9 protein-coding genes are annotated in these 7,763 nt (G+C 55.9%); 6 read left to right on the forward strand and 3 right to left on the reverse strand.

Annotation, left to right across the window (positions count from 1 at the left end):
- Positions 1-273: 273 nt before the first annotated feature.
- Both ftsB and eno read right to left on the reverse strand, forming a co-directional pair.
- Positions 274-579: a cell division protein FtsB gene (ftsB, locus tag HMPREF2796_RS05475; RefSeq protein ID WP_070631587.1), complete on the reverse strand. Its 306-nt coding sequence runs from the start codon at positions 577-579 to the stop codon at positions 274-276.
- Positions 580-593: 14 nt separating this feature from the next.
- Positions 594-1,880: a phosphopyruvate hydratase gene (gene eno, locus HMPREF2796_RS05480; protein WP_049259327.1), complete on the reverse strand. Its 1,287-nt coding sequence runs from the start codon at positions 1,878-1,880 to the stop codon at positions 594-596.
- 298 nt (positions 1,881-2,178) lie between these two features.
- Between eno and HMPREF2796_RS05485 the strand changes: the two genes are divergently transcribed.
- The 5 genes from HMPREF2796_RS05485 (at position 2,179) to HMPREF2796_RS05505 (ending at position 6,316) form a co-directional block, all read left to right on the forward strand.
- Positions 2,179-2,916: a methionine ABC transporter ATP-binding protein gene (locus HMPREF2796_RS05485; RefSeq protein ID WP_070631589.1), complete on the forward strand. Its 738-nt coding sequence runs from the start codon at positions 2,179-2,181 to the stop codon at positions 2,914-2,916.
- A 1-nt stretch (position 2,917) separates the two neighbouring features.
- Positions 2,918-3,598, forward strand: a complete 681-nt coding sequence (locus HMPREF2796_RS05490) for a methionine ABC transporter permease (protein ID WP_070631591.1) — start codon at positions 2,918-2,920, stop codon at positions 3,596-3,598.
- A gap of 46 nt (positions 3,599-3,644) precedes the next feature.
- Positions 3,645-4,565 (forward strand): MetQ/NlpA family ABC transporter substrate-binding protein, encoded by a 921-nt coding sequence (locus HMPREF2796_RS05495; RefSeq protein ID WP_070631593.1) that lies wholly within the window; start codon positions 3,645-3,647, stop codon positions 4,563-4,565.
- Between the two features lie 413 nt (positions 4,566-4,978).
- Positions 4,979-5,758: an acetoin reductase gene (locus HMPREF2796_RS05500; RefSeq protein WP_049259334.1), complete on the forward strand. Its 780-nt coding sequence runs from the start codon at positions 4,979-4,981 to the stop codon at positions 5,756-5,758.
- 141 nt (positions 5,759-5,899) lie between these two features.
- Positions 5,900-6,316, forward strand: coding sequence for a YidB family protein (locus HMPREF2796_RS05505; RefSeq protein WP_064105784.1), 417 nt, complete (start codon positions 5,900-5,902; stop codon positions 6,314-6,316).
- 351 nt (positions 6,317-6,667) lie between these two features.
- Here HMPREF2796_RS05505 and folB read toward each other — a convergent pair whose 3' ends face one another.
- Positions 6,668-7,033: a dihydroneopterin aldolase gene (gene folB, locus HMPREF2796_RS05510; RefSeq protein ID WP_070631595.1), complete on the reverse strand. Its 366-nt coding sequence runs from the start codon at positions 7,031-7,033 to the stop codon at positions 6,668-6,670.
- A gap of 57 nt (positions 7,034-7,090) precedes the next feature.
- Here folB and plsY point away from each other — a divergent pair, with 57 nt between their 5' ends.
- Positions 7,091-7,711 carry a glycerol-3-phosphate 1-O-acyltransferase PlsY gene (plsY, locus tag HMPREF2796_RS05515; protein WP_371327463.1) on the forward strand — a complete coding sequence of 207 codons (621 nt, stop codon included), beginning with the start codon at positions 7,091-7,093 and terminating at the stop codon, positions 7,709-7,711.
- Positions 7,712-7,763 lie beyond the last annotated feature (52 nt).

The raw sequence follows: 7,763 nt of genomic DNA on the forward strand, positions 1-7,763 counted from the left end.
ACGCTGTACTGATTTAAATTTAATTCACTATATTTTCAGGTAGCCTCTACTGATCAAAAAAGGCTACCTGAAAAACAAACCGGGCTATCGCACCGGCAAAATCTGGCAGGCATTCAGCAGCAAAACAGCGGCAGAAACCAACAGCCAAGACAAGCAGGTTTTCAATGATGCTTTCATAACTTCTCCTTCAAAACGGGTGGCAAAAAATCCAGCGTGATGATTTTCAGGTAGCCTGTCCGGCGGATGAGGCTACCTGAAAAGGATGCGGACACACTATTCGGCCGCTGCACTCCCTGCCGCCGCCTCGGAAGCGGGCAAAACGCGGTAATACACTTCGCCCGGCCCCACATAGCCCAAATCGGTGCGGGCAATTTCGGCGATGGCTTCTTTTCCGGTGCGCAAGTTTTCCACTTCGGCCGTCAAGGCTTGATTACGCAGCACCAAGCTTTGGTTGGCCTGCCGCTGGCGCTCGGCTTCAGCCTCCAACCGCCACATATCGCGCCAGCCGCCTTTGGCCAGCCACAGATCATGTTGCAACCACACCAGCGCCACGGCCAGTACCACGGTTACCCATTTCATGTTTCAGGTAGCCTTTAGCGAGCCAAATGGTAAAACGCAGCTTGGCCGGGATAATAAGCAGCTTCGCCCAACTCTTCTTCAATGCGCAGTAGCTGGTTGTATTTGGCCATGCGGTCGGAGCGGGAAAGCGAACCGGTTTTAATCTGCATGCAGTTGGTGGCCACGGCCAAATCGGCGATGGTGCTGTCTTCGGTTTCGCCGGAGCGGTGGCTCATCACGCTGGCGTAGCGGTTGCGTTTGGCCAGCTCCACGGCTTTCAGGGTTTCGCTCAGGGTGCCGATTTGGTTCACTTTCACCAGTAGGGCGTTGGCAATGCCTTCTTTAATGCCTTCGGCCAGGATTTTCGGGTTGGTAACAAACAAATCGTCGCCCACCAGCTGCACTTTGCCGCCAAGCTTTTTGGTGAGCAGCTTCCAGCCTTCGCGGTCGTTTTCATCCATGCCGTCTTCGATCGAAACAATCGGATAACGGCTGGCCAAATCGGCCAGATAATCGGCAAATTCGGCGCTGGAAAGCGCTTTGCCTTCGGCGGAGAGGTGGTATTTACCTTCTTTGTAAAACTCGCTGGAAGCGCAATCGAGCGCGAGCAGCACGTCTTTGCCCGCTTCGTAGCCGGCAGCTTTCACGGCTTCCAAAATCAAATCCAAAGCTTCAGCGTGGCTGCCCAAATTGGGGGCAAAGCCGCCTTCATCGCCCACAGTGGTGGGGAAGCCTTTATCGTGGCAGATTTTTTTCAAGTGGTGGAACACTTCCGCACCACAGCGCAAGGCCTCGCGGAAGCTGGCCGCGCCTACCGGCATAATCATGAATTCCTGAATATCCAGGCTGTTGTTGGCGTGTTCCCCGCCGTTGATCACGTTCATCATCGGCACCGGCATCGCCATCGGCCCCGCGCCGCCCAAATAGCGGTAGAGCGGCAGGCCGGCATCTTCAGCGGCAGCGCGTGCCACAGCCATGGATACGGCCAAAGTGGCATTGGCGCCCAGGCGGCCTTTGTTGTCCGTGCCGTCTAATTCCACCAGCACTTTGTCGATATAGCTCTGCTCGGAAGCATCAATGCCGATAACGGCTTGGGCGATTTCGTTGTTCACATGTTCTACGGCTTTGAGCACACCTTTGCCCAAATAGCGTGCGGCATCGCCGTCGCGCAGTTCTAGCGCTTCTTTCTGGCCGGTGGAAGCGCCGCTGGGCACGGCCGCGCGCCCCATCACGCCGCTTTCCAGCAACACATCGCATTCTACGGTGGGATTGCCGCGTGAATCGAGAATCTCGCGGGCGAAAATATCAATAATGGCGCTCATGCACTCTGCTCCAAAAGTTAGTTGGCTGAAGAAACGGCGGCTCACCCGCCAAAATGCCAAGATTATACCCGAAACCGGCGAGCTTGAAACACAGCCCGGCAAACAGCCGCTCTTGACAAAACCCATATTTGGGCATTAAATACGCCATCCTTATTTACGCCGATTTGATACAGCTTGCGGGCGTTAAAACAGCTAAAGCGTACTATTTATAACACGCACCTCTGTTTTAAGCCCATTGTCGATTCAGTGGGCTTTAAATCTTTGCAGCCGCAGAGTGAGGCGGCCATACAACAACATCATGATTATTCTGGATTCCGTTTGTAAAAGCTATCATCACGGCAAAAGCAACCAATTCATGGCCGTGCATCCCTTAAGCCTGAGCATCGACCAAGGCGAGGTGTTCGGGCTGATGGGCTATTCCGGCGCGGGCAAATCCACCCTGCTGCGCCTAATCAACCTACTGGAACGCCCCGACAGCGGCAAAGTGCTGATTGACGGCCAAGACCTCACCGCCATGAATGCCGCCCAGTTGCGCACCGCCCGCCAAAACATCGGCATGGTATTTCAGCAGTTCAACCTGCTTGCCAACCGCACTGTGGCCGGCAACGTGGCCTTCCCGCTGGAAATTGCCGGCTGGAACAAAAGCAAAATCAACGAGCGCGTGAGCGAATGTTTGCAGATTGTCGGCCTGTCCGACCGCGCACAGCACTACCCCGCCCAACTTTCCGGCGGGCAGAAACAGCGCGTGGGCATTGCCCGTGCACTCGCACCCAACCCGAGCGTGATTCTGGCCGACGAGCCCACTTCCGCGCTCGACCCGGCCACCACCCGCAGCGTGCTCGACTGCCTGCAAGACATCAACCGCCGTTTCAACGTAACCATCGTGATCGTTACCCACGAAATGAGTGTCATCCGCCGCCTGTGCCGCCGCACCGCCCTGCTGCATCAAGGGCATTTGCTGGAAGTGGCCGACGTGCGCGACAAGCAGATTCTGGCGCACACTGATATCGGGCGCGAATTGGTACAGGAGGATTGAAATGGGGCAGCAATACGATATTTGGGAAAATCTGATGCGCCTGCGGCCGGAGTTTTACAAGGCCTTCGGCGAAACCGCCATCATGCTCGGCATTTCCGGCATTGTCAGCATCATCATCGGTGGCCTGCTCGGAGTATGGCTCTACACCACCGGTAAAAATCAGATTTTTGCCAACCGCCGCGTGAACCATATTTTAGGCTTCACCATCGACTTTATCCGCGCCTTCCCCTTCGTCATCCTCATGATTGTGATGATGAAACCCACCCGCATGATCATGGGTACCACATTCGGCCCGGTGGCCGCCTCTATTTCGCTCAGCGTGGCCGCCATGTTTTATTTTGCGCGGCTGGTGGAACAAAATTTGGCCGAAGTGCCTAAAGGTGTGGTGGAAGCCGCGCTGGCCATGGGTGCCAAACCCATGACCGTCATCACCAAAGTTTTGCTCAACGAAGCCCGTGCCGGCCTCGTACGCAGCATTGCCATCCTGATTATTGCCACGCTGGGCACCAGTGCCGCTGCCGGCTTAATCGGCGGCGGCGGCGTGGGTGACCTTGGCATCCGTTACGGCCATCAGCGCTATATGGCTGATGTGTTGTGGGCAGTAGTAGCCCTACTCTCGGCCTTAGTGGTCTGCATCCAAACGCTCGGCAACCATTTAGCCGCCCGTTTAGACAAACGCTAATCCGTTTTTTCTCAACCTGTTTATCCATTGTATAAGGAGACACTCAATGAAAGCATTATGGAAACTCACCTGCGCCGCCGTGCTGGGCATGACCCTGGCCGCCTGCGGCGGACAAGATAGCGGCAGCGGTGCACAGGCATCCGCTGCCTCAGCCGGCAGCCAGCCCGCCGCCGAAGCCAAACGGGAAATCCGCTTCGGCACCACCCCGGGCGACTTTGCCGACATGATTAAAGACCAAATCCAGCCCATGCTGGAAAAACAGGGCTACACCGTTACCCTCACCGAATTCCCCGACTACGTTACCCCCAACCAGGCACTGGCCGAGGGCGCAATCGACATCAACATTTTCCAGCACAAACCCTATCTGGATTCCTTCAAGGCCGAGCACAATCTCGACCTGACTGAAGTATTCCAAGTGCCGACTGCTCCTTTGGGCATCTACCCCGGCAAACTCACCGCGCTGGATCAAGTGAAAAACGGCAGCTCTGTTTCCATCCCCAACGATCCGTCTAACCTCGCTCGCGCTTTGGTGATGCTCGACAACCTAGGCTGGATTAAACTGAAAGAAGGTGTCGACCCGTTGCGCGCCGCCCGCACCGATATTGCCGAAAACACCAAAAATATCGAATTCGTGGAAATGGAAGCCGCCAACCTGCCGCGTAGCCGCCAAGACGTAGACTTCGCCATCGTAAACGGTAACTACGCCATGTCTTCCGGCATGAAACTGGCCGAAGCCCTGTTCCAAGAACCCAGCTTCGCCTACATCAACTGGTCTGCCGTGCGCACTGCCGATAAAGACGCGCAATGGGTACAAGACGTAACCGCCGCCTATAATTCTCAAGAATTCAAAGACTACGCGCACAAACGCTTCGTCGGCTACAAATATCCTGCCGTATGGGGTGAAGGTGCAGCCGCCGCTTCAGCCGCTTCCACAGCAGCCGCCTCCGGCGCATCTGCCGCCAAATAAGCAACGCGGATAAAACCATAGCCGTTTCAGGTAACCTGAAGCGGCTGTTTTTAATTGAGGAAAAGGCTACCTGAAAAATACCCTTATATCTGGAAACACGCAATAAACTGATTTTATGTGGCTTACTCCTTCCTAACGCGTTGCCCCTCCTTACTACCCAAGCCCCGCCCACAGCCTTACCCGATTTTGCCATCTGCATAAAATTTGCCAAGTCAACCAATCTGTTGACCTTTTGTTTACATCTGTTATGATTTTTGGTACTTTACTGCCATTATTCATGCAGATACACACCGCACATTTAGATTTCAAAACTCCCCCTTTCCGCCATCCGTCCGCCTGTTCGGGCGGCTGGCATCTACCAGCCGTGCTGCAAAGGCATACGGCTGCATTCCCACCCGAAAAGGAGATCTACCATGACCGATGTGAAAAAAGTAGCCGTAGTTACCGGTTCCGCCGCAGGTTTGGGCAAAGCAATCGCCACCCGTTTGGCCAAAGACGGCTTCCGCGTGGTGCTGCACGACATCAACGCCGACAACCTGAACAAGGTTAAAGCGGAATTCGATGCCGCCGGGTTTGAAAATATCGCCGTAAAGGGCAATTCCGCCAGCCGGGAAGACCAGTTCCGCCTAGTGGACGAAGCAGTCAAGGCCTTCGGGCGGGTGGACGTGTTTGTCAACAACGCGGGCGTGGAATCGGTCGGCACATTCTTGAGCCTGAACGAAAATGAAATCGACCGGGTGTTGGGCATCAACATCAAGGGCGTGATTTTCGGCACGCAGGCCGCCGCCGAACAAATGAAAAAACAGCAGGGCGTAGGCAAAATCATCAACGCATGCAGCATCGCCGGTCACGAATCCTACGAAATGCTGAGCCTGTATTGCGCCACCAAGCACGCGGTACGCTCGTTCACCCATTCCACCGCAAAAGAACTCGCCCCCTACAACATCCGCGTAAACGCCTATTGCCCGGGTGTGGCCGACACCCCCATGTGGGAGCGCATCGACGCCGCATTTGTAGAACACAAGGGCTACCAGCCGAAACAGGCGTGGAACGAATTTACCAAAGGCATCCTCGCCGGCCGGCCGCAACAGCCGGAAGACGTGGCCAACCTGGTATCCTTCCTGGCTTCGGAAGACGCCGACTACATCACCGGCCAAACCATCCTCACCGACGGCGGCATGGTATTCCGTTAAACAACAGGCAAACGGCCGGCGGCAGCCGGCTGTTTTTATGGCCGCCCGCATTTTGCATCCGCTAAATTCGGTTAAACCCGCACCCTGCCGCCCAAACTTTGCTACACTGCGCCCCTTTTCACTCTAACATAAGGGAAAATCATGACTTTAATGGATAATCTAATGAACGCGGCCAGCCAGATGCTGGGCGGCAAAGACGGCGGCCAAGGCTCGCTCACCGATATGGCGATGGATTTGGTGAAACAGCACGGCGGCGTGGGCAACCTGATCAGCCAGCTGCAACAAGGCGGCTTGGGTGATGCCATCAGCAGCTGGGTTTCCAACCAGTCTGGCAATATGCCCGTGTCCGGCAGCCAACTGCAACAAGCGCTGGGTAGCGACACCGTAAACCAGCTGGCGCAGAAATTCGGCGTGGATGCCAACCAGGCAAGCGAGATGCTGGCCAAAATCCTGCCCAACCTGGTAGACCACGCCACCCCAAACGGCAGCGCGCAAGACGCAGACGGCTTCGGCCTGGACGATGTGGCTTCCATGCTACTGAAAAACTTTATGAAATAAACCAAAAGCCGTCTGAATGTTCAGACGGCTTTTTTATAGTGAATTAAATTTAAACCAGTACAGCGTTGGCTCGCCTTGCCGTAACGTGTGCGGCTCGTCGCCTTGTCCTGATTTTTGTTAATTCACTATAGTTGTGAGGCTACCTGAAAGCACAGCTTAGGCGAAGTTTAAACGGCGAGATGGCTGAAGCAATGCACTGCATATCGCGTTAGCTCGCTTGGCAGCGGGGAAAATGCTTTGGCCATAGTGGATTAAAATCAGAAGGGGCAAGGCGGCAAGCCGCAAACAGCACAACCAGTACGGCAAGGCAAGCTAACGCCGTAGCATACTGATTTTAATAAACTATATCTTTCAGGTAGCCTCTGCCCTGCCCCGCTCCATCACCACGCCCACCGATGCCACGCCGGGCAGGATACCGGGTTTTACCGCCTTAATCCGCACGCTCTCGCAGGAAGGGAAATGCTTAAGCAGCAGCTGCGCCACATAACCCGCCAGCGCCTCCAGCAAGAAAAACTGCTGGCCGGCCAAGGCCGCCGTTACCAGCTCCGCCGCCTCGGCGTAGCTGATCGTATCGGCCACGTTATCGCTCTTTTCCGCCGCGCTCAGATCGGTGCGGATGTCGATATCCAGCAGCACGGTTTGCGGCTGGCGGCGTTCCCAGTCGAAAACGCCGATTAGGGTTTGGGCTTTTAGGCCGTGCAGAAAAACGGTATCCATACTGTGCTTGTCCTCGTGATAGAATCCGGCTCGTTTGTTTCAATGTGAAAAAATCTTATGGCTGACATCTTTTCTGTGTGGGGCCTGGCCGCCGTGGCCGCCACCTATTTAATCGGCTCGCTCTCGTTCGCCGTTATCGTATCCAAATTCTACGGGCTGGACGACCCGCGCAGCTACGGCTCGGGCAACCCGGGCGCCACCAATGTTTTACGCAGCGGCCGCAAAAAAGCTGCCGCGCTCACGCTCTTGGGCGACGCGCTCAAAGGCCTGGTGGCCGTACTGCTTGCCCGATGGCTGCAATCGCATTTCGGCCTGTCCGACGAAGTGGTGGCCGCCGTGGCGGTGGCGGTGTTGGTGGGGCATATGTGGCCGCTGTTTTTCGGCTTCAAGGGCGGCAAGGGCGTGGCCACCGCGCTGGGCGTGCTGCTGGCCTTATCGTGGCCGGTAGCGCTGATTTGCGCGGCGGTGTGGCTGATAATGGCCTTCGGGCTGAAAATTTCCTCACTGGCCGCACTCACCGCCACCGTAATCAGCCCGCTGGCCGCCATGTTTCTGGTGCAACAGCCTTCCTGGCAAGCAGCTATTGCCGTGATTGCCGCGCTGGTGCTGCTGCGCCACCGCAGCAATATCCAAAACCTGCTCAGCGGCAAGGAAAGCAAAATCGGCTCAGGCAAATAGCAGCGTTGGCTGCCCGATAGAGGCTACCTGAAAAGTTTCAGGTAGCCTTTTG

Origin of the sequence: Eikenella sp. HMSC071B05 (assembly GCF_001811325.1) — a bacterium.
GTDB classification, from domain to species: Bacteria; Pseudomonadota; Gammaproteobacteria; order Burkholderiales; family Neisseriaceae; genus Eikenella; species Eikenella corrodens.

Bases quoted from the DNA above. Each gene is read 5' to 3' on its own strand.
- ftsB (WP_070631587.1), bottom strand. From the start codon at position 579: ATGAAATGGGTAACCGTGGTACTGGCCGTGGCGCTGGTGTGGTTGCAA.
- eno (WP_049259327.1), bottom strand. From the start codon at position 1,880: ATGAGCGCCATTATTGATATTTTCGCCCGCGAGATTCTCGATTCACGC.
- HMPREF2796_RS05485 (WP_070631589.1), top strand. From the start codon at position 2,179: ATGATTATTCTGGATTCCGTTTGTAAAAGCTATCATCACGGCAAAAGC.
- HMPREF2796_RS05490 (WP_070631591.1), top strand. From the start codon at position 2,918: ATGGGGCAGCAATACGATATTTGGGAAAATCTGATGCGCCTGCGGCCG.
- HMPREF2796_RS05495 (WP_070631593.1), top strand. From the start codon at position 3,645: ATGAAAGCATTATGGAAACTCACCTGCGCCGCCGTGCTGGGCATGACC.
- HMPREF2796_RS05500 (WP_049259334.1), top strand. From the start codon at position 4,979: ATGACCGATGTGAAAAAAGTAGCCGTAGTTACCGGTTCCGCCGCAGGT.
- HMPREF2796_RS05505 (WP_064105784.1), top strand. From the start codon at position 5,900: ATGACTTTAATGGATAATCTAATGAACGCGGCCAGCCAGATGCTGGGC.
- folB (WP_070631595.1), bottom strand. From the start codon at position 7,033: ATGGATACCGTTTTTCTGCACGGCCTAAAAGCCCAAACCCTAATCGGC.
- plsY (WP_371327463.1), top strand. From the start codon at position 7,091: ATGGCTGACATCTTTTCTGTGTGGGGCCTGGCCGCCGTGGCCGCCACC.